This is a genomic window from Cryobacterium sp. 10I5 (assembly GCF_035019865.1).
GTDB lineage: Bacteria > Actinomycetota > Actinomycetes > Actinomycetales > Microbacteriaceae > Cryobacterium > Cryobacterium breve_A.
In genome coordinates this window covers 1-20,109 of the sequence record NZ_JASJVI010000072.1, presented here as the reverse complement: position 1 = coordinate 20,109, position 20,109 = coordinate 1, and the positions used below count along the sequence as shown (strand labels likewise).

Genomic DNA, 20,109 nt, shown 5'->3' with positions numbered 1-20,109 from the left:
CCCCGCAGCCCACCCCGCACCACGCCAGGACCCACCGGCGGCCGGCCTCGACCGCCCGATCCTCATCCCCAGGGAGTAATCATGCTCGTCGCCTTTTCCGTTTCGCCGTCCGGCGCCCAGGATGCCGAGGGTTCCGTGCACGACGCCGTCGCCGCCGCCGTGCGCATCGTCCGTGAATCGGGCCTGCCAAACCACACCGACTCGATGTTCACGACCATCGAGGGCTCGTGGGACGAGGTCTTCGCCGTCGTGAAGGCGGCGACGGAGGCCGTCGGCGCCTTCGGTCCCCGGGTGTCCCTCGTGCTCAAGGCCGACATCCGCCCCGGCCACACCAGCGAGCTGACCGGCAAGGTCGAACGCCTCGAGGTCGCCCTCCGGAACGCGCGGGCGGACGGCAGCCAGGCCTAGCCGGCACGGCACGGGCAGGCGGATGCCGCCGGACGCTTCCCGTCGGAACCGTGCGGCCCTAGGCTGGAGCGCATGCCCTCAACCACCGACGGGTCGGCGATGCTGTCTCCGACCCGCATCCGTCTTGCCCTGCTCGCCCTCGCCCTCGGCGGCTTCGGCATCGGGGCGACCGAATTCGTGGCGATGGGCCTGCTGCCGAACCTCGCGGCCGACCTTCTGCCTGGCCTCCACGCGACCGCGCCGGATGCCGCGAATGCCCAGATCGGCTGGTTGATCTCGGCGTACGCCCTCGGCGTCGTCGTTGGGGCCCCGACGATCGCGGCCGCGGCGGCACGCTGGCCCCGCAAGCAGCTGCTGCTCGCCCTCCTCGCCGCGTTCACCCTCGCGACGATCGCCTCCGCCCTGTTGCCGACGTTCGGGCTCGTGCTCGTTGCCCGGTTCGTGGCGGCGCTCCCGCACGGCGCATACTTCGGCATCGCCTCGCTCGTCGCTGCCGACCTGATGGGTCCGGGCAAGCGGGCGCGCGGCGTCGCGCTCGTGCTCAGCGGCCTGACCATCTCCAACGTGATCGGCGTGCCCGTGATCACCTGGATCGGGCAGGTGTCCGGCTGGCGGGTCGCCTACCTTGTCGTGGCCGCCGTCTTTGCGGTCACGTTCCTCGCCGTGATCCTGCTCGTTCCGTTCCAGGCCGGTGACCCGCTCGCGACGATGCGTAACGAGCTCAAGGCCTTCGGCCGGCTGCAGGTCTGGTTCGCGCTCGGGATCGGCGCCATCGGCTTCGGCGGCCTCTTCGCCGTCTACACCTACGTCGCCCCGCTGACGATCGAGGTCACCGGTCTCGGCGCCGGTGCTGTCCCGCTCGTGCTCGTGGTCATCGGCCTCGGCATGACCGTCGGCAACCTGCTCGCCGGCCACCTCGCCGACAAGAGCGTCCGCCGCACCCTCTATGGCTTCTTCTGCGTGATGATCGTCGCCCTCGCCGGGCTCGCCCTCTCGGCCCAGTTCCTGCCCGGGCTCCTGATCGGCGTCTTCCTCGTCGGCGGTTCCGCTGCCGGGCTCTCGCCCGCCATCCAGACCCGGCTGATGGATGTCTCCCGCGACAGCCAGTCGATCGCCGCGGCACTCAACCACTCGGCTCTCAACATCGGCAACGCGCTCGGCGCCTTCCTCGGCGGCCTGGCGATCGCCGGAGGTCTCGGCTACGTCGCCCCCGTCTGGATCGGCGCGGCCCTGAGCGGCTTCGGACTCGCCCTCGCCGTCGTGAGCTTCGCGATCGACAGGTCCTGGCGCCGTAAGGGGCAGCACGTCCCATACGGCACCGCCCTCATCGAGGTCGTCACGGACGCCGCTTAACGCCGAAATCGGAACCTTTCGCGACTCGGGCCGGCGCAGCAGCGCCTGCGGCGGGTCACGGAAGACTCCGACAGGGGTGGGGTGCTTGTGCTCAGTCCGTTTGCAGCAGGATCCCGTCGTGGATCGCGCGCTTCCGCAGCGCGACCTTGGTTCCGACGTCGAAGCCGGCCAGGCGGTACTTCTCGCGAATCCGCTTGAGGTACGACTTGGCGGTCTCCTCGGAGATGCCGAGCTGGTGGGCGACGGCCTTGACGGGTTCGCCGGCACCGTAGAGCGCCATCACGCGGCGTTCCTGGGCACTCAGTCGCGGTGAGCCGCCGCCGGTACCCGCGCTGAGCGCTTCGTCGAGTTCAGCGGAGATGTAGGACTCTCCGTCGAACGCGGCCCGGATCGCGTCGACGATCATGCCCGCCTCTTCGCTCTTCACGAGGTAGCCGAGCGCCCCGGCGGCGAGTGCCTCGCGCACGAGGCCCGGCTCCGAGTAGGTGCTCATCAGGACGGTCTTGACGCCGGCCGTCTTGAGGGTCGAGATCTTGAGCGAAACGGGGATGTTGTCCTTGAGGTCGAGGTCCAGGAGAACGACGTCGACCGGGAATTCGGGGTGGGTCAGGAGTTCCGGCCACGTCGTCACCGCGGCGACCATGTTGATGTCGTCTGCGGCGCCGCGGATCCACTCCGTCAACGCCCCGAGCAGCATCCTGTGGTCGTCCACGAGAGCCAGCCGGATCGGATTCTCCCGACTGGGCACCGCCCGGGTCGTCGTGCTGATGTTCGTCACTGTTGCCTCCTGTTGCCTGTGCATCCGACTGGAAGCCCGGCGATGCCGGACCAGAAAATTTCACGCATCTGCGGGATTGTCAATGCTGCAGTCGATCTCCACATGGAGACTGCCACCCCGGCTCGACGCGATGTTCGGGCCAACCACCCGGATAGCTTGCCACGTCTCGGGGTCGACCCTGCGCCGAGGCACACCCGTCGTGGCCAATTCGATGGGGAATCGTAACTTTTGGCGGTCGATCAGGCCATTCGTTGGACGGATCGGACCGAGGGAGAGAGCGACGGATGCCTCGGGGCGTTGGGTGTCGCTGATGAGGAGCCAGATGGTGCGCAGCAGGGCGTCACGCTGGGCGGGGTCGAGCAGCCCGGCGAGCCCGGCCGGGTCGTTGAGGCTCACCGAGGGGCCGAGGAACTCGGACTCCGTGATGGCGTGGTACAGCCAGGTCTCTTTGCGGCCCTGGATCAGGTGCAGCCGCAACTGGGTCGCGAGCGACGACGCGGTCGTCGACTTGGCCGCGTTGAGGGGGAGCGCGGTACGGCCCTTGGCCACGTCGTCGAGCAGGGTCTCCGCGTCGAGGTCGATCCGCGCGAGTTCCTCCGAGGCGAGCATGCCGACCGCGAACCTCGGCTGGGAGACCGTGCTCTGCACGAGCACGAGGTCCAGTTCGCGCTGCACCATGCGATGGAACGAGCGAACGATCGCGACGCCGAGGAGTGGGGGGATCACGGCGAGGCCGAACGCGACGAGCTCCGGTGCGAAGGACAGCGGGTCGCTCCGCGGCTCTGTGACCGCGAACACGGCCAGGAGCGTGCCCAGGACGGCCGTCGAGGAGACGACGTCCCTGCCGCGCCGAACCGTCACGAGCGCGATCAGCAGGCTCCCGACGGCGGCGGCCGCCGTCGGGAAGACGCCCCGGTCGGCGCCGGCGTGGGACCCGGCCAGGTCGAGCGCAACGACGACGGCCGCCGACGCGAGGGCCGCAGCGAACAGCCAGTCGGGCATCCGCGCGGAGAGCCGTTGCACGACGGCGATGGTGAATGCCGTCGCCGCCACCAGGATCACCCAGGCCACGAGGGTCGGGACGGGAGTCGAGTAACGGGGCAACTGCTCGAGGCATTCCCAGAGCAGGTAGGCGGCGACGATGCCCCCGGCGACGGAGAGGCCGATTCCGAGGTGGCGTCCACCGAGGCCGCTCTGGTTGGCACGCGTCGTCTTGACGGTGCGTTCCGGCCGGCGGAAGCTGCGGCGCCGGTCCTGGCGTTCCTGGCGTCCGTGCTCCGCGAGCGGGCCGGCCTCTGTGGCCACGCGCCGGGCCGGGCGATGGATGCCGCGCTCGGGCTGGACGGTGGCGCTACGGCCGCTCACTTGGGCACCTCGAGCACAACGGTCGTTCCCGAGCCGGGGGAGGAGAACAGTCGGGCGTTGCCGCCGACGTCGCGGAGCCTGGCGACGACGGACTCGGCGAAGCCGAGGCGTTCCGGGCTGACCGCTGCGAGGTCGAAGCCGACGCCCGCGTCGGTGACCATGGCGCGCACCGTCGTGTCGTCGTCGGTGATCGTGACGTCGGCGCGGGCGACCCCGGCGTGCCTGCGCACGTTCTCGAGGCACTCGCCGAGGGCGAGCAGGAAGGAGTCCAGGACGGTGCTCGGCAGCAGGACCTGCCCGCTCCCGTGCCAGTCCACCTCGAGTCCCATTCGCTTGAAGCGCTGTTTCACGGACTCGAGGGTGCTGCCGAGGGTCGACTCGGAGGCGCGCTCGAGCGTGTAGACCCCCGAGCGGTGCGGGGTCGGCAGCCCGCCGAGCCGGAGCTGCCTGAGCAGCCTGGCGTCATCCCCGGCCTGCTGGCGCAAGGCGGCGGGGCTCACGCCGACGCCGGAGTGCGCGAGCAGGGTGAGCGTGGCGAGGACGGTGTCGTGCAGGAGCCTGGCGTCCTGGCGGCGCTGTGCCTCGAGCTCGCTCGCGTGCCGTTCGGCGAGGTGGGCGCGGCCGATCTCGGCGATGCGCTGCATGACGCGGGGAATGCTCTGCGCGATCCACCAGCCGGCGATCGCGATCGCGAACCAGCCGGTGAGGGTGAGCATGACCGGCACGAGGGCGTCATCGGTGAGCCGCGAAGCACTGAGCACGCTCGCGAGGGTCGTGCCGAAGGCGGCGCCCAGCAGGATGAGCCGGCGCCCGGTGGTGACGAGCACCAGCGCGACGCAACCGATCACGGGAGAGGCGACGCACGCGATCACAGCCTGTTCGCCGAGGTTGAGCCCCGATGTTCCCCGGCCGACGAAGCCGATCACCAGGACCATCGCCACGCCGCAGACGACGATGACCGCCGCCCACCTCAGATGCCCGTTGCGGCCGAGCAGGTACTGGGCGCCGACTATCACGAGAAGAAGGGGAAGGCTCAGGGCGAGCGCCAACCGGTCGGGGCCGCCCGGTATCAGAAGGGCCAGGAACGCGGCGATGGAACCCGCAAGACCGGTCAGCTGTGCGCCCTTGCGCAACAGCCGATCCCGTTCCTTGAAAATACGTTGCATACCCGTAGCATTGCCCCTCGTCGTGCTCCACAGAGCACCATATCCGGACGCGGCGGGTTTCGATGCGCGCGCGGCACTCAGTTTCACGAATGTGCCTTGTTTACGGGCCACGCGAGTGGGGGGATCCGGCTGGAAGGGGAGCGCCGGCGGCATTTGGGCGCGTCCAGGGGGAACAGTTAGGCGCCTCGAGCTTTGTCGGGTCAGCATCCGTGATTCCTCAGGTTGTTTTCACCCTAGCAGCCTCGTCGATTACCCCCGACCCGGTGCCCCCCGTTTCGGTGCGGCCCGAGTCCCTGACGCCCGGTTCCATACCACCCTGGTCGAGGCGGAATGGCGGGTATTCGTCCCGGAACAGTGCCGTGTACACGACGACCCGGAACACCCATCGATTGATGCCCAGGATGAAATCGAACAGGGGCTGCCGGTAACGGCCCGTGAACAGCAGCATCAGTCCGGCAATGAACACGAGGAGGCCGAGCAGTGATACCCCGGTCGTCGTCGAATAGGTGGTGCTCCCGATCGTGTAGCGCGCGGTCGGGGCGCTGGTCAGGGCGGTCACGATGAGAATCTGCGGGATGGCGAGCAGCCACCACTTGACCAGGACGAGCCCGTGGGACAGCCGCTCGGGGTAGGCGATGTCCAGGTCCGCGGGGTAGTCGGCCGGTGCGAGGCTGAACGGCGGGTACCGGTCGGTGCCGAGCGCCGAATACGAGTAGAAGGCGACCCGCCAGCTCCAGCGCAGCACGCCCACGTTGAAGGTGAAGAGCGAGCGGGGGTACCGGCCGGTGAACAGGATGGCGAAGCCCGCGACGATCGTCGTCACGGACGCGGCGAACCAGAGGAAGAACAGAACGACGACGTGCGGGAAGATCAGGATCCATTTAACGAGCCACAGGCCCCTGGACAGGTCGGGTTGCAGGGTGCCCTCGAGGCGCGCAGGGTAGACCGGACCGGGCGGGCCCGGCGGGCCGGCAGTCCCGACAGTGTCGGCGTGCCCGCTCGGACCCTGCGTGGGGTCTCGCCTGCCGAGCCCCATCGCGCCGAAGATCACGAGGAGCACCCCGGCCACGAGCAGCAGGCCGCCGCCGAGCAGCAGTGCGACCGCCGCGGGCACGAAGAGTGCTGACCGGACGCCGGCCCGTGCCTGCACGTCGACGCCCTGGGTCGCATCCGCGTTCATGACGACGACGGCCCAGTCGCCGCCCTCGACCGGCCAGACGACGCGTTGCGTTCCCGGCCCGGAGGCCGCAACCGTCCACCAGGGCTGGCTGCCGGGGCGGGCGGGACGCCTGCTGCCGGGGACCTCGCGGTACTCGGTACGGAACGGCGAGGAGTTCACGGAAGTGAGCTCGCTATGCGCGACGGAGGCGAGGTAACGCTCCACCTCCGACCGCGGCCCGATGCCGATGAAGACCCCGGTGCCGCGGGCGCTTGTCGCCTCGAGCATCACCGTCGCGAGCCCGGCGGGTATCCCGCCGGAGCCCGCCTGAGTGCCGCTCTCCGTGCCTGTGCCCGTCCCTGGGCCGGTCTCGAGGTTCGGCGAAGTGATCGCGTACGAGGCCACCGACAACGTGCCGGATGGAGTGGTCAGGAATCCGTCCCTGCCCTGCCCGGCCGCGACCGTCGCCGCGGCGACGCCGCCGGCGAGCATGCCGATGCCGGAAAGGGCGAGCAGCGTTCCGACGATGACCATGACGACGTAGCCGGCTTTCATCACGGGACTCCTCTTCGCTGGGCGGGCTGATCAGGCAGGCGGTGGCCGGGTTCCCTGTCAGGGTCGTCCGGAATGCCTGCCCTGTCAATCGCCGGCCAGCGCTCGCCGGGCAGCGGAAGGTCAGCGGAAAGTCAGCGGAATGTCAGCGGAGGAGGCGGCCGAGTTGCTCGCCGACGGCGGCATTCTCGATCAGGAACCCGTCGTGGCCGTAGCTCGAGGAGAGCACGACGGGTTCGGTGCCGTCGAGGCCGTTGCGCAGGTGCGCCGCGATCCGGCGCTGGCCTTCGACGGGGAAGAGCCGGTCGCTGTCGATCCCGACGACGAGGGTGGTCGCCGCGATCGAAGAGAGGGCCTCGGCGAGCGAGCCGCGACCGCGGGACACGTCGTGGGAATTCATCGCCTCGACGAGGACGATGTAGCTGTTCGCGTCGAAACGGCGGGTGAACTTGTTGCCGTGGAAATCGAGGTAGGACTCGACGGCGAACCGGCCGCCAGAACCCAGCGGGGAGATCCGACTCTGCCAGCCGCGTTCGAATCGTTCGTTGAGCTCTGTGGGACTGCGGTAGTTCAGCAGGGCCATCCGCCGGGCGAGGGCGAGCCCGCGGGTCGGGCCCTCGCCATCGACGGCGTCGTAGTAGTCGCCGGACCGGAAGAGAGGGTCGCTGCGGATGGCTTCGATCTGCACCGAATTCAGGGCGATCTGGTCGGCCGTCGTCACAGGGGGCGCGGCGAGGATCGCGAGCCGGTCCACCCGGTCCGGCTGGTCGATCGCCCATTCAAGGGCATGCATTCCGCCCATCGACCCGCCGACGACGAGGGCCCAGGCATCGATCCCGATCCGATCGGCGAAGGCGACCTGTGCGGCCATCTGATCGCGAATGGTCAGGTAGGGGAAGCGGATGCCCCACTCCGAGCCGTCCGGGGCGAGTGACGACGGGCCCGTGCTGCCCTGGCAGCCACCGAGCATGTTCGGCGCGACGACGAAATAGCGGTCGGTGTCGATGGCGAGACCGGGGCCGACGATGCCGCCCCACCAGCCGGCGGTCGCGTGGCCGGGCCCCGCCGCGCCGAGGAGATGGCTGTCCCCGGTGAGGGCGTGCAGCACGAGCACCGCGTTGTCCCGCGCGGGCGAGAGCTCGCCCCACGTCTCGTAGGCGATCCGTACAGCACCCAGCCGTCCGCCGGCCTCGAGCTCGAGCGGGCCCACGTCCTGGAACCTGCGGTTGCCGACGGGGTCGCCATCGCGCCACGCGCCCGTCGCCGGGGGTTTGCCGAGCAGCGAGCGCGTCTGAGCCTCGGTGATGAAGCTGGACGGGACCGTGTCCGCCGAGGTCTGCCATTCCATATGCCCTCATTCTGCCCGCTCGGACGCGCCCGCGTCCTTTTGTTACGCGCGCTTGTCACGCGCGCTTGTCACGCACGCTGCCACTTCTCGGACAGGTGTCCGAGAAGTGCTAGACTGTCCTGATGACCCGCACCGAGTATGTCCGAGAACCCGCGGTGCGCGGTACAATCAGCGCCGTACGTGCCTCGGACCCGCGGGCGGAGCGCACCAGGCAGGCCATTTTCTCGGCGGTCCGCACTCTCATGACCCAGCGCGTCGCATCCGTCTCGGTCAGCGACATCGTACGCACGGCCTCGATCAGCCGCAGTTCGTTCTATGCGCACTTCAGCAGCCTCGACGATCTCGCGACCGGTTTCCTCCGTGAGCAGTTCGCCGAGATCGGTGTGACCGGGTTCGACCTGCGCAGCGACGACCTCACCGGGGCTCAGGCGGCACGCGCCGGCTACCAGCGTCTCATTTCCCACATCGTGGAGCACTATCCGCTCTACGCGAGCGTGCTCGACCTTCCGATCACCCGCACGGCATACGACGACGAGATCGAGGCGTACTCGCGCCGCCTCGTCGAATCGCTCGTGGCGCTCTCCGGCGCTCCCCGGGTCGTACATCCCGAATCCTTCGCCACCTATGTGGCCGGGGGAGCGCTCACCCTGATCAGCGCCTGGATGCGCGGCCAGCTCGACGTCACGGACGACGAGATAGTCGACCAGCTGGTCGAATTCTTACCCGTATGGCTGGTCGACGCGGCCTAGCGCCGCTCGCCCTGCACCCGCAAACCACCACACGACCGACCGACGATGGTCGCGAGAACCCCGCATCACCAACGAACAGAGGCAGCACATGAATTTCACCGTGGGAGAAACCCTGGTCTACCCGCACCACGGCGCGGTCACCATCACCGAAATCACGACCCGCGCTGTGAAGGGGATTGAGAAGAAGTTCATGACCCTCACCGTGCACGCGAACGACCTCACGATCAAGCTGCCGATCGAGAACGCCGAGCTCGTCGGCGTGCGCGACGTCATCGACAACGCCGGCGTCCAGGCCGTCTTCGACGTGCTCCGCGAATCCTTCGTCGAAGAGCCGGGGAACTGGTCGCGCCGGTACAAGGCCAACCAGGAGAAGATGGCGAGCGGCAGCGTCTACCGCGTCGGCGAGGTCGTCCGCGACCTGTGGCGTCGTGACCAGGAACGCGGCGTGTCCGCCGGCGAGAAGAACATGCTCGTCAAGGCCCGCCAGGTGCTCGTATCCGAACTCGCGCTCGCCCAGAACTCGACGAGCGAAGAGGCATCCGCCGTCCTCGACACCGTGCTGGCAAGCTCGATCCCCGCGACCGACACCACCGCGGCCTAGGGACTACTCCGGCTCGCCGGTCCAGCCGAGGTTGCGCGCGACCCGCTCGAGGGTGGCGAGGGTCGTGGCGTAATCGGCGGGGCTGACGTCCTCGGTCGCCGCCTCCCGGTTCACCGAGACGACCTCGGCGAGGCGCTGATAGGCGATCCGGCCGCGGTCCGTGATCGCGTACCCGGTCTCCGACACGGTGACCCAGCCGCTCTCGACGAGTTCGGCGAGGTGTTCGACGACGGTCTCGCCCTCGGGGTCGAGGAACGGAGCGACCTCGCGGGTGAGCTGGTCGACGGAGGCGGGGCCACGGGACAGCATCCCGAGCAGCTGCCACTGCCGCCGCGTCACCCCGTGTTCCTCGAGGGTCGTCGCGAATTGCTCGTTGATCAGTTGGTCGACGAGCTTGAGCCAGTATCCGATCGGTCGAAGGTCAGTCATACCGACAGGATATTCACGGACGCGTCATCCGGATCGTTCTGTGAACCAATTCGACGGAGATTGTGCCTCGCGCGGGCCGAAAACGGCCTGCAACGTACAATTTCGGCAGAATCTCCGTCGAATCGGTTCGGGGTGCTGGTGACTCAGGCGTTCGCGCGGGAGGCCTCGACCACGGCGCGGGCCGCTGCGAGTCCCTGCTCGAGGTCGGCCTTGAGGTCGACGATGTTCTCGATCCCGACGGACAGGCGCACGAGGCCGGGGGTGACGCCGCTCGTGAGCTGCTGCTCAGGGGTGAGCTGGGCGTGCGTGGTCGAGGCCGGGTGGATCACGAGCGAACGGACGTCGCCGATGTTGGCCAGGTGGCTGAAGAGCTCGAGGTTGTCGACGAGCGCGCGGCCGGCATCCACCCCGCCCTTGAGCTCGAAGGAGACCACGGCGCCGACGCCCTTGGGGGCGTACTTGTTGGCGGTCGCGTACCAGGGGCTCGACGGCAGGCCGGCGTAGTTGACCGAGGCGATGTCTGGGTGGTTCTCGAGCCACTCTGCGATGTCCTGGGCGTTCTGCACGTGGCGCTCGATGCGCAGGCTCAGGGTCTCGATGCCCTGGATCAGCTGCCACGCGCTCGCGGGGGCGATCGCGCTGCCGAGGTCGCGGAGCAGCTGCACGCGCGCCTTGATGATGTATGCGATGGCGTCGCCGACCGCGCCGGTGTAGCTGACGCCGTGGTACGACGGGTCCGGCTCGGTGAGGCCGGGGAACTTCTCGACGTTCTTCGACCACTCGAAGGTGCCGCCGTCGACGATGACGCCGCCGATGATCGCGCCGTGGCCGCCGAGGAACTTGGTGGCCGAGTGCACGATGATGTCGGCGCCGTGCTCGAACGGGCGGATCAGGTAGGGGGTCGCGATCGTGCTGTCGACGATGAGGGGTACGCCATTGGAGTGGGCGACGTCCGCGACGAGCGAGATGTCGAGAACGTTGATCTTGGGGTTGCCGATGGTCTCGGCGAAGAACAGCTTGGTGTTCGGGCGCACGGCGCGGGCCCACTCTGCGGCGTCGTCCTGGTCCTCGACGAAGGTCGTCTCGATGCCGAGCTTGGCGAGGGTGTACTTGAAGAGGTTGTAGGTTCCGCCGTAGATCGAACTCGAGGAGACGATGTGGTCGCCGGCCTGGGCGATGTTCAGCACGGCGAAGGTCGATGCGGCCTGGCCGGAGGCGAGGAGCAGTGCCGCGGTGCCGCCTTCGAGCGCGGCGATGCGCTCTTCGACGACGGCCTGGGTCGGGTTCATGATGCGGGTGTAGATGTTGCCGAATTCGGCGAGTGCGAACAGGTTCTGGGCGTGCTGCGCGTTGTTGAACACGTAGGACGTGGTCTGGTAGATCGGGGTGGCGCGTGCGTTGGTGACCGGGTCGGGGTGCGCGCCCGAGTGCACCTGCTTGGTTTCGAACTGCCAGGCGGCCGCGTTGTCGCTCATGAAGAACTCCCTGTAATCCGTGACGAGCGTGGACCGTCCATCGCTCTTGGCTGCGAGTCTAGGCACGCGTTCGCGGGGTCGGCAATGGCGCCGAAACACGGCGTCATCTACGGGTGTGCCCGGGCGGCGGAGCGTGCGCCGCGTGCCGCGAGCAGAATGGGTGCATGCAGCAAGAGATTGCGCGTGTGGAAGCGGCCGACGGCACCGGCGTCGCGTACGCCTCGGCCGGCGCCGGTCGGCCGCTCGTGTACATCCCGGGGTGGCTCAGTCACCTCGAGCTCAGCTGGCAGCTGCCCGAGGAGCGGTCATTCTACGAGAGCCTGGCGACGGACCGCCGGCTCATCCGGTACGACCGCGCCGGATGCGGACTGTCGGCTCCGACGAGCAGGCCGCCGTCGATGGACTTCGAGCTGGAGCAGCTCGCCGCGGTCGTCGCGCAGCTCGGTCCGGAGCCGTTCGACCTCATCGGCACGTCGCTGGGTGCGTTGGTCGCTGTGGCGTGGGCGGCGGCGCATCCGGATACCGTGCGGCGGCTGGTGCTGTACGGCGGCTGGGCGTCCGGCGCGGAGGTCTCCCCGCCCAGCGTGCGCGAGCACGTCCTCGGGCTGATCGAGGCGCACTGGGGACTCGGTTCCGACGTGCTCACCGACATCTTCGCGCCCGACGCCGATGCCGCGATGCGCGCCCAGTTCGGTCGCTACCAACGGGCCTGCTCGACGTCCGCGACCGCGCGGGCGATGCTGGCGCTGAGCTACGAACTCGAGGTCAGGGGCCTTCTCGGCGAGGTGCGCACCCCGACGCTGGTGGTGCACCGCGCCGACGACCGCGCCGCTCCCGTCGCGCAGGCCGCGGCGCTCGCCGAGGGCATCGCCGGTGCGCGGCTCGTGGTGCTACCCGGTCGCTCGCACCTGCCGTACGCCGGGGACACCCATGAGCTCGTAGCGACCGTGCGCCGCTTCCTGGGCGATCGTGTCGCCCCGCGTGGGTCCCGGACCCTGACGGCTCGCCAGAGCGAGGTTGCGGCGTTGATCAGTGAGGGATGCACGAACCGCGAAATTGCCGTCCGGCTGGGAATCGACGAACGGTCGGCCGAGGGCCACGTCGAACGAATTCGCCTGCGCCTCGGCTTTCGATCACGGGCACAGGTAGCCGCGTGGTACGCCACCCATCGGGACCGGACTGAACCGACCAAGTGAGGTAATTTCCCGCCTGACCGTGCGCTCCGCAGGCCGCACGCTGGTGGGATGACTCACGACACCGCTACCACTGCACCCGCCCCCACCCCTTCGATCTGGCACGGAGACGTCTCGCTGCGCGTCCTTGAGAACATGGGCCGACGGTGTCTCATCGAGACGCTCGGCATCGAACTCACCGACATCGCGCCCGATGCCCTGCGGGGTCGGATGCCCGTGGATACCCGCACGACGCAACCGGCCGGGGTGCTCCACGGCGGTGCGTCCGTCGCCTTTGCGGAGACGCTCACGTCGATCGCGGGATACCTCGCGATCGATCGAGACCTATTCCATGTGGTCGGGATGGAGATCAATGCCAACCACCTCCGGCCCGTCGCGAGTGGATGGGTGACGGGAGTCGCCCGCCCGATCCATCTCGGTGCACGAGCCCAGGTCTGGGAGGTGAAGATCAGCGATGACCGCGAGCGTCTCGTCTGCGTTTCGCGGTGCACGCTCGCGGTGATCGAACGACCGAGCGACTACGTATCACCGGAACTGCGCCGCTCGAGGAGCGGATCGCCGAACTGAGCGCGCGGGCGAGCGAGGGCCGCGCGAACGACCTGGAAGCACGGCGGCAACCACCGGGTGGGCGCAGGGTGGGGCCCTGGTGCGTCCCGACTGCCGCTCGTGCCGCCAGAATGGGACCATGGCAAACAAGCGAGTTGTAGTGACCGGTGCGAGTTCGGGAATCGGGGCGGCCACGGTGCGGCTGTTCCGGGCACACGGCTGGGACGTCGTCGGCGTCGCCAGGCGCGCCGACCGGCTCGCGGCGCTCGCCGAGGAAACCGGCGCCGATGTCTTCACTGCGGACCTGACGGTGCAGGCCGATGTCGACGCCCTCCGCGACCATCTCGCGGCATCCGGCCCCGTGCACGCCCTCGTGAACAATGCCGGCGGCGCCCGCGGCCTCGACAGCGTCGAAAGCGCCCCCGTCGAGGACTGGGCGTGGATGTTCGAGATCAACGTGCTCGCGGTCAAGCGGGTCACGAGTGCCGTGCTGCCGCTACTGCGGGAGACGCTCCGCACGGATGCCGCGGGCAGCGCAGACATCGTCACGGTCACGTCGATCGCCGGTCACGTCGCGTACCTCGGCGGCGGCGGTTACAACGCCGCGAAGTTCGCGGCCCACGCCCTCGTGGAGGTGCTGCGGCTCGAACTCAACGGCGAGCCGATCCGGGTGATCGAGATCGCGCCCGGCATGGTCAAGACAGAGGAATTCGGCCTCGTCCGGTTCGGCGGCGACAAGGAGAAGGCCGCTGCCGCATACGTCGGCGTGGAGAACCCGCTCACCGCGGAGGACATCGCCGAGACGATCGTGCTGAGCGTCGAGCTGCCCGCCCACGTCAACCTCGACCTGATCACGGTCAAGCCCCTCGCGCAGGCGGCCCCCACGCGCGTCGCGCGAGGGCCGCTGGTGCCGAAAGACTGACACCTGCCGGTCTGAAGCCCGGTGGCCGGGACCTACGGGTGGACCAGGATCTTCACCGCTGTTTCGTTGTGGTTCACGAGGGTGTCGAAACCTTCGGCGACCAGATTGTCGAGGGCGATCCGACCGGTGATGAACGGCTTCAGGTCGATCGCGCCGGAGCGGACCAGTTCGACGGTCTCTTCGTGGTCCCGCACGTAGGCGATCGTGCCGCGCAGGTCGATCTCCTTGAGAACGAGCTTCTGCATGTCGACGGTGGCCGGGTGTCCCCAGATGGAGACGTTGACGAGCACCCCTGCCGAGCGCAGGGCGTCGAGCATCGCGTCGAGGACCGCGTTGACGCCGGCGCACTCGAACGCGACATCCGTGCCGACGCCCCCGGTGATTTCGAGGACGCGGGCCTTGAGGTCCTCCTGGGTCGGGTCGATCACAAAGTCGGCGACGCCGCTCGAGCGGGCCTTCTCCTTGCGGGCCGCGCTGAGCTCGGAGATGATCGTCGTCACGCCGATGCCCTTGAGGATCGCGGCCGTCAGCAGCCCGATGGGTCCGGCGCCGCCGACAATGGCCACATCCCCGGCCTTCGCCCCGCTCCGGACCACGGCGTGGTGCGCGACCGAGAGCGGTTCGATCAGGGCGGCTTCGTCGAGGGGGATATCACCGATCGGGTGGACCCAGCGCTGGTCGACGACGACCTTCTCGCTCAAGCCGCCGCCGCCGCCGGCTAGGCCGATGAAGCCCATCTTCTCGCACAGGTGGTAGTTTCCGGCCTTGCACGGCGGGCATTCGTTGCACACGAAATAGGGTTCGACGACCACGTTGTCCCCGACGTTGAGTCCTTCCACGCCGTCGCCGATCTCCTCAATGGTTCCCGAGAACTCATGGCCGAGCGTGACGGGCAGTGATTCGTGGGAGAGCGGATGGGGGTGACCCGGCGCCGAGATGAAGATCGGGCCTTCCAGGTATTCGTGCAGGTCCGTACCGCAGATCCCGCACCAGGCAACAGCGATCTTCACCGTTCCGCTGCGGGTCTCTGGTTCCTCGATGTTCTCAATCCGGACGTCTTTCCGGCCGTGGAAACGTGCAGCTTTCATCGGATACTTCTCCAGTGTCTCTTTGTGGACCCGACACGGGCATAGGCCCGGTCCTCTAGTCCGCCGACGACGATACCCCCCTCGGCTGAGGGGCGGCCGAGGGGGGTAGCGATGGTGCGAAGGTGGGATTAGTGCTCCACGGCCTTCTCGGCGCCGTGGCCGGTCAGGGAGCGCACCGACATCTCGGCGGCGAGCAGCGGGTCCTCCTTGCGGGTGCTCGTGACGGAGCCGAGCCAGCCGAGGAAGAAGCCGATCGGGATCGAGACGATGCCGGGGTTGCTGAGCGGGAACCACGCGAAGTTGACCCCCGCACCGAACATCGACGTCGGCGTGCCGGAGAACACCGGGGAGAAGATGATCAGGATCATCGCCGCGGCGAGGCCGCCGTACATGCTCCAGACCGCGCCGCGGGTGGTGAAGCCGCGCCAGAACAGCGAGTAGAGGATCGTCGGGAGGTTCGCGCTCGCCGCGACGGCGAAGGCGAGCGCCACGAGGAACGCGATGTTCTGGCCCTGCACGCCGATGCCGCCCGCGATCGCGAGGATGCCGATCACGATGACGGTGCGACGGGCGACCTTCACTTCGCTGTCCGGGTCACCCTTGCCCTTCTTGATCACGCTCATGTAGATGTCGTGCGCGAAGGAGGTCGCCGCCGTGATCGTGATGCCGGCGACGACCGCGAGGATCGTCGCAAAGGCGATCGCCGAGATGAAGCCGAGCAGGAGCGGACCGCCGAGCGCGAGCGAGAGGAGCGGCGCCGCCGAGTTGACCCCTCCGGGTGCCGCCGCGATGACGTCCGCACCGACGAGCGCCGCGGCGCCGAAGCCGAGCACGAGGGTGAAGAGATAGAACGCGCCGATGAGCCAGATCGCCCAGACCACGGAGCGGCGGGCCTCCTTGGCGCTCGGGACCGTGTAGAAGCGCATCAGCACGTGCGGCAGGCCGGCGGTGCCGAGCACGAGCGCGATCGCGAGGGAGATGAAGTCGAGCGGGTTGTGCCCGTACTTGAGCCCCGGCACGAGGATCGCCTCCGCGGGCTTGCTTATCGAGGCCGCGACGGCCGAGTCGAGCAGCCCGGAGAAGTTGAAGCCGTTGATCGCGAGCACCCAGATCGTCATCCCGAGGGCGCCGATGATGAGAAGGAACGCCTTGATGATCTGCACCCAGGTGGTGCCCTTCATGCCGCCGATGAGCACGTAGAGGATCATCAGCCCGCCGACCACGACCACGACGACCGACTGGCCGAGCTTGTCGTTGATGCCGAGCAGCAGGGACACGAGTCCGCCCGCGCCGGCCATCTGGGCCAGGAGGTAGAAGAAGCAGACGGCGAGGGTCGTCGTGGCCGCCGCGACCCTGACCGGGCCCTGCTTGAGCCGGAACGAGAGCACGTCGGCCATCGTGTACTTGCCGGTGTTGCGCATCAGCTCTGCGACGAGCAGGAGCGCGACGAGCCATGCGACGAGGAACCCGATCGAGTAGAGGAATCCGTCGTACCCGCTGATCGCGATCGCGCCGACGATGCCGAGGAAGGACGCCGCAGAGAGGTAGTCTCCCGCGATCGCGAAGCCGTTCTGCGGCCCGGTGAAGGACCGGCCCCCGGTGTAGTAGTCCGCGGCGGAACGGTTGTTGCGTCCGGCCCGGATCACGACGATCAGGGTGACGGCCACGAAGGCGAGGAAGATCGAGATGTTCAGGACGGGGTTGGTCTCCGTGGCCTTCGCTGCGGCCTGGACGATCATGGTGCCGGCGCTCATTTCTGCTCCATCTTTTCGAGCTCGGCGCGGAGCGCTGCGCCCATCGGGTCGAGGGTCTTGTTGGAGAAGGACACGTACCACATGGTGATGGCGAAGGTCGTGACGAACTGGCCGAGGCCGAGCACGAGGCCGAGGTTGACGCTTCCGACGACCTGGATGGCCATCACGGCCGGCGCGTATGCGGCGACGAGTACGAAGCCGAAGTACCAGACCAGGAAGAACACGGCGAGCGGGATGACGAACCGGTTCCTCCTCCGCTTCAGTTCGAGGAAGCGGGGCGATTGGGCGAAAGCGACGTAGTCGATCGACGACGGCGTCGCTCCCGGTCGTGCATCTCTCAGTGATTCCGTCATGGGGGCTCCTTTGCTCCGGTGAGGATGGTGCTGGGTGGTGCGGTCTGGGGGAGAGGGTCAGTGCGTGTGGGCGGTGCCGTGCACGGCGAGCGTGAGCGCGTCGAGCACGGCTGGGTCCTCGATCGTCGGCGGGACCGTGTACGGCTCGCCGTCGACGATCTGGCGGATCGTCTTGCGCAGGATCTTGCCCGAGCGGGTCTTCGGCAGCCGATCGAGGATCGTGACGTCCCGGAAGGCGGCAACCGGGCCGACGTGCTCGCGCACGAGGCCGATGAGTTCCTTCGCGAGGGTGTCGTGGTCGATCGTCGCGCCGGCCTTGAGCGTCACGAAGCCGGCGGCGCGCTGGCCCTTGAGCGGGTCATGCACGCCGAGCACGGCGCACTCCGCGACCGACGGATGCAGGGTGAGCACCTCCTCGAGGGATCCGGTCGACAGCCGGTGGCCGGCCACGTTGATGACGTCGTCGGTGCGGCCCATCACGTAGAGGTACCCGTCGGCGTCGACATGGCCGGAGTCGCCGGTCGCGTAGTAGCCGGGGAAGGCGGAGAGGTAGGCGCTCGCGTACCGCTCCGGGCTGCCCCAGACGCCGAGCAGGGTTCCGGGCGGAAGCGGCAGCCGGATGGCGATGTTGCCCTCTTTGCCGGCCTTCGTCACGGGGCGTCCCTTCGAGTCGAGGATCTCGACGGCGTAGCCCGCGACCGGGAACGTCGCCGATCCCGGCTTGGTCGGGACCTCCTCGATGCCGCGCGGGTTCGCGCAGATCGCCCAGCCGGTCTCGGTCTGCCACCAGTGGTCGATCACCGGGCAGTGCAGCCCGTCGTTCGCCCAGTGGTAGGTCTCGGGGTCGAGTCGTTCCCCGGCGAGGAAGAGGCCGGTCAGGCTCGAGACGTCGTACTTCTTCAGCTCGGCGAGCTCAGGGTCGACGCGGCGGATGGCCCGGACCGCGGTCGGGGCGGTGAAGAGCACGGTGACCTTGTAGTCCTCGACGACCCGCCAGAAGGCGCCGGCGTCGGGGGTGCCGATCGGCTTCCCCTCGTAGATGACGGTCGTCGCCCCGACGAGGAGCGGCGCGTAGACGATGTAGGAGTGGCCGACGACCCAGCCGACGTCCGAGGCCGCCCAGAAGACGTCGCCGGGGCCCGCGGCGTAGATGTTGCGCATCGACCAGGCCAGGGCGACGGCGTGTCCGCCGTTGTCGCGCACGATGCCCTTCGGGTTCCCGGTCGTGCCCGAGGTGTAGAGGATGTACAGCGGGTCTTCGGAGCGGAGGCTCACGGGTTCGGCCGGGGTCGCGGCATCCTCTTCGGTCGTCCAGTCGAGCCACGTGACGGTTTCTTCTCCGGCGTAGTCCGCCGCGCTCCCTGGAATCGACTCGCGGTCCCGTACGATGACGGTCCGGACCGAACCGTTCGAGCGGTCGAGGGCCTTCTTCACGAGCGGCAGGTACTCGACGACGCGGCCGGGCTCGAGCCCGCCCGACGCGGTCACGATCACGGTGGGACGGGCGTCGTCGATCCGCACGGCGAGTTCGCTTGCCGCGAAGCCGCCGAAGACCACGGAGTGCACGGCGCCGATCCTGGCGCACGCGAGCATCGCGACGATCGCCTCCGGGATCATCGGCAGGTAGACGATCACCCGGTCGCCGACGCCGACGCCCTGGGCGCGCAGCACCCCGGCGAACCGGGAGACGCGTTCGAGCAGCCGGCTGTAGCTGATGCTGACCCGGGTGCCGCTCATCGCGGAGTCGTAGATGACCGCGGCCTGGTCACCGCGGCCGGCGAGCACGTGCCGGTCGAGGGCGTTGTAGCTCGTGTTGAGCTCGCCGTCCGGGAACCAGCGCCAGCTCCCGGGCTCGCGTTCCTCGAGCGCGGTGCGCGGCGGCACGGTCCAGTCGATGAATGCGGATGCCTCGAGCCAGAAGTCGGCGCGGGTCGCGGCATCCGTCGATCGCAGCCAGGAATCGCGGTAGCTCCCCGGCGTTCCCGTCGCTGCGCCTGTCGCTGTCTGTGTCACTGTGAACCTCCCCATTGAAGCTCCTATGTATACATAGAATTCAGGAAGTCTTGCACACGCCGGGTAAAAAGGGAATAGCATGGCGTCTGTGTATACAGAAACCCCAAAGGCGGGGATCACCGGTTCCACGGACGCAGCCGCCGCAGCCGCCGCAGCCGCCGCCGTACCGCCGGTCGCCGTGGTCACCGCGAGCGAGCGCGCGTATCGGCAGCTGCGCGATGAGATCCTCGACGGCGTCCTTGCCCCGGGCGCCGGCCTCCTCGAGGTCGAGCAGTCCGACCGCATCGGCGTCTCGCGCACCCCGCTCCGGGCCGCCATCGCCCGCCTGATCGCCGACGGGCTCGTCGCCGGCCGCGCCGGCCGCGGCTTCATGGTCACGGAGATGTCCGTCGACAGCATCCACGAACTGTACGAACTCCGCCGCGCCCTCGAGGAGCACGCGGCCAGGATCGCGGCGACCCGGCGCGACCCCCTCGTCTTCCTCGAGTTGCGTGACCAGTTCCGCGCGGCCCCCGAGCTGCTGCTGCACGGCGAAGCCGGCCTGCACCGGTACTACGCGCTCATCGACGACTTCGACGACGCGCTCGACGCGGCGGTTGGCAACCCGTTCCTCGTCGCCGCGCTCGCCAACGTGCGCACCCACCTCGCCCGCATCCGCAGGCTCGCCAGGCACAATCCCGCCAGGCTGCGGGCGGCGGCGGCCGAGCACCTGCTCATCATCGAGGCCATCGTCGCCGGCGACACCTCGCTCGCCGCCCACGCCACCCATGTCCACCTCCACCAGAGCCTCAGCAACGTCCTCGCAGCGCTCGAGGCGAACCCGGCCGCCCCGGTCTACTGAGACACCACCACCGCCC

General features: G+C 68.8%; 19 protein-coding genes. 8 read left to right on the top strand and 11 right to left on the bottom strand.

Features of this window, described 5'->3' with window-relative positions; all coding sequences use genetic code 11:
- The first annotated feature begins 81 nt into the window (after positions 1-81).
- A complete protein-coding gene (locus tag QN350_RS15200; RefSeq protein WP_323516898.1) occupies positions 82-408 on the top strand; it encodes a thiamine-binding protein in 327 nt (108 codons plus the stop codon).
- A 72-nt stretch (positions 409-480) separates the two neighbouring features.
- A complete protein-coding gene (locus QN350_RS15195) occupies positions 481-1,761 on the top strand; it encodes an MFS transporter (RefSeq protein WP_323516897.1) in 1,281 nt (426 codons plus the stop codon).
- Between the two features lie 91 nt (positions 1,762-1,852).
- Here QN350_RS15195 and QN350_RS15190 read toward each other — a convergent pair whose 3' ends face one another.
- The 5 genes from QN350_RS15190 to metX all read right to left on the bottom strand — a co-directional run bounded on the left by QN350_RS15190 (position 1,853) and on the right by metX (position 8,129).
- The gene (locus tag QN350_RS15190; RefSeq protein ID WP_281536180.1) at positions 1,853-2,530 is read right to left on the bottom strand and encodes a response regulator transcription factor; all 678 of its coding nucleotides are present in this window, start codon (positions 2,528-2,530) and stop codon (positions 1,853-1,855) included.
- Positions 2,531-2,599: 69 nt separating this feature from the next.
- Complete coding sequence (locus tag QN350_RS15185; RefSeq protein ID WP_323516896.1) at positions 2,600-3,904, bottom strand: hypothetical protein; 1,305 nt, start codon at positions 3,902-3,904, stop codon at positions 2,600-2,602.
- Positions 3,901-5,070: a sensor histidine kinase gene (locus QN350_RS15180; protein ID WP_322139097.1), complete on the bottom strand. Its 1,170-nt coding sequence runs from the start codon at positions 5,068-5,070 to the stop codon at positions 3,901-3,903. The genes QN350_RS15185 and QN350_RS15180 overlap by 4 nt, the downstream gene beginning before the upstream one ends.
- A gap of 217 nt (positions 5,071-5,287) precedes the next feature.
- Positions 5,288-6,784 (bottom strand): DUF4389 domain-containing protein, encoded by a 1,497-nt coding sequence (locus tag QN350_RS15175; protein ID WP_323516895.1) that lies wholly within the window; start codon positions 6,782-6,784, stop codon positions 5,288-5,290.
- Positions 6,785-6,926: 142 nt separating this feature from the next.
- Positions 6,927-8,129 (bottom strand): homoserine O-acetyltransferase MetX, encoded by a 1,203-nt coding sequence (metX, locus tag QN350_RS15170; protein WP_323516894.1) that lies wholly within the window; start codon positions 8,127-8,129, stop codon positions 6,927-6,929.
- 122 nt (positions 8,130-8,251) lie between these two features.
- Between metX and QN350_RS15165 the strand changes: the two genes are divergently transcribed.
- Positions 8,252-8,878, top strand: coding sequence for a TetR/AcrR family transcriptional regulator (locus tag QN350_RS15165; RefSeq protein ID WP_281534141.1), 627 nt, complete (start codon positions 8,252-8,254; stop codon positions 8,876-8,878).
- Positions 8,879-8,966: 88 nt separating this feature from the next.
- Complete coding sequence (locus tag QN350_RS15160) at positions 8,967-9,479, top strand: CarD family transcriptional regulator (RefSeq protein ID WP_281534142.1); 513 nt, start codon at positions 8,967-8,969, stop codon at positions 9,477-9,479.
- Between the two features lie 3 nt (positions 9,480-9,482).
- On the opposite strand, the gene QN350_RS15155 is transcribed toward QN350_RS15160, so the two are convergent.
- A complete protein-coding gene (locus QN350_RS15155) occupies positions 9,483-9,908 on the bottom strand; it encodes a MarR family transcriptional regulator (RefSeq protein WP_323516893.1) in 426 nt (141 codons plus the stop codon).
- A gap of 143 nt (positions 9,909-10,051) precedes the next feature.
- Positions 10,052-11,383, bottom strand: coding sequence for a bifunctional o-acetylhomoserine/o-acetylserine sulfhydrylase (locus tag QN350_RS15150; RefSeq protein ID WP_323516891.1), 1,332 nt, complete (start codon positions 11,381-11,383; stop codon positions 10,052-10,054).
- A gap of 164 nt (positions 11,384-11,547) precedes the next feature.
- Here QN350_RS15150 and QN350_RS15145 point away from each other — a divergent pair, with 164 nt between their 5' ends.
- The 3 genes from QN350_RS15145 to QN350_RS15135 all read left to right on the top strand — a co-directional run bounded on the left by QN350_RS15145 (position 11,548) and on the right by QN350_RS15135 (position 14,044).
- Complete coding sequence (locus QN350_RS15145) at positions 11,548-12,579, top strand: alpha/beta fold hydrolase (RefSeq protein WP_323516888.1); 1,032 nt, start codon at positions 11,548-11,550, stop codon at positions 12,577-12,579.
- Between the two features lie 48 nt (positions 12,580-12,627).
- Complete coding sequence (locus QN350_RS15140; RefSeq protein WP_322139102.1) at positions 12,628-13,143, top strand: hotdog fold thioesterase; 516 nt, start codon at positions 12,628-12,630, stop codon at positions 13,141-13,143.
- Between the two features lie 118 nt (positions 13,144-13,261).
- Positions 13,262-14,044: an SDR family oxidoreductase gene (locus QN350_RS15135; protein ID WP_322139103.1), complete on the top strand. Its 783-nt coding sequence runs from the start codon at positions 13,262-13,264 to the stop codon at positions 14,042-14,044.
- A 32-nt stretch (positions 14,045-14,076) separates the two neighbouring features.
- On the opposite strand, the gene QN350_RS15130 is transcribed toward QN350_RS15135, so the two are convergent.
- The 4 genes from QN350_RS15130 to QN350_RS15115 form a co-directional block, all read right to left on the bottom strand.
- The gene (locus QN350_RS15130; protein ID WP_323516884.1) at positions 14,077-15,132 is read right to left on the bottom strand and encodes a 2,3-butanediol dehydrogenase; all 1,056 of its coding nucleotides are present in this window, start codon (positions 15,130-15,132) and stop codon (positions 14,077-14,079) included.
- A 128-nt stretch (positions 15,133-15,260) separates the two neighbouring features.
- The gene (locus tag QN350_RS15125) at positions 15,261-16,886 is read right to left on the bottom strand and encodes a cation acetate symporter (RefSeq protein WP_322139105.1); all 1,626 of its coding nucleotides are present in this window, start codon (positions 16,884-16,886) and stop codon (positions 15,261-15,263) included.
- The gene (locus tag QN350_RS15120) at positions 16,883-17,239 is read right to left on the bottom strand and encodes a DUF485 domain-containing protein (RefSeq protein ID WP_281534149.1); all 357 of its coding nucleotides are present in this window, start codon (positions 17,237-17,239) and stop codon (positions 16,883-16,885) included. Before QN350_RS15120 ends, QN350_RS15125 begins: the two co-directional genes overlap by 4 nt.
- A 57-nt stretch (positions 17,240-17,296) precedes the next feature.
- Positions 17,297-19,252: an AMP-binding protein gene (locus QN350_RS15115; protein ID WP_322139106.1), complete on the bottom strand. Its 1,956-nt coding sequence runs from the start codon at positions 19,250-19,252 to the stop codon at positions 17,297-17,299.
- 178 nt (positions 19,253-19,430) lie between these two features.
- Between QN350_RS15115 and QN350_RS15110 the strand changes: the two genes are divergently transcribed.
- Complete coding sequence (locus QN350_RS15110) at positions 19,431-20,093, top strand: GntR family transcriptional regulator (protein ID WP_416173060.1); 663 nt, start codon at positions 19,431-19,433, stop codon at positions 20,091-20,093.
- The last annotated feature ends 16 nt before the right edge of the window (positions 20,094-20,109 follow it).